Consider the following 909-nt stretch of genomic DNA (forward strand, 5'->3'; position numbering starts at 1 on the left):
ATATGATTATATACCCGTGCTCATTGAAACTGCTTGATTTTCGCCCAAATGAGGTTCATGGTATCCGTCATGAAAATATTCATTACCGATGAACAAAAAGCCGAACTTGAACACCTCCATCACACTTGCCGTGATAAGCGGGAGTGTGATCGCATCAAAGCGGTCCTGCTGGCCTCTGAGGGCTGGAGTTCTGTCATGATCGCTCAGGCCCTGCGCCTGCATGAAATGACCGTTAATCGTCATATCAGCGATTACCTTAATCACCGCAAACTCAAGCCCGACAATGGCGGCTCTCAGAGCCACCTCAGCGAAACACAGACGCAGGAACTTATCGCTTATCTGACCGCGAATCTTCTGCCCACCACACAGGCGGTTATCCACCTTGTCAAAGAAGCGTGGAATATCAGTTACACCGTTCCCGGCATGAATAAATGGCTGCACCATAATGGATTCAGTTATAAAAAACCTTGTGGCGTCCCTCATAAATTCGACGCAGAAAAACAGCGACAATTTATTGAATATTATGAAAATCTTAAAGTTACAGCGAAAGACGAACCCATCCTTTTTCTTGACGCGGTTCACCCGACTCAAGGTACCAAACTCGGTTATGGCTGGATGCGAAAGGGCGAGAAAAAAACAGTCAAAACAACAGGAAGCCGGACTCGCCTGAATCTATTGGGCGCGCTCAACCTGAATGCCATTGGTCGTACCGTGTTCCAGGAATATCAAACCATCAATGACTACAATATTTGCTGTTTTTTCAATGAAATAAGAAAGTCTTATCCTGACTATCATCAAAAAATTCATCTTATTGTGGATGGGGCGGGTTACAACAAAGCTCATCTTGTGAAGGAGTGGGCTTATGTTAGCAATATTGAATTACATTACCTTCCTCCATACAGCCCAAAT

General features: G+C 44.8%; 1 protein-coding gene. It reads left to right on the plus strand.

The window, feature by feature from the left end:
- Positions 1-69: 69 nt before the first annotated feature.
- Positions 70-909 (plus strand): IS630 family transposase (locus V2H77_RS00325; RefSeq protein ID WP_341497215.1); only part of this gene is annotated, 840 nt, incomplete at its 3' end.

The sequence above is a fragment of the Photorhabdus sp. P32 genome (genome assembly GCF_038085095.1).
Classification (GTDB): domain Bacteria; phylum Pseudomonadota; class Gammaproteobacteria; order Enterobacterales; family Enterobacteriaceae; genus Photorhabdus; species Photorhabdus luminescens.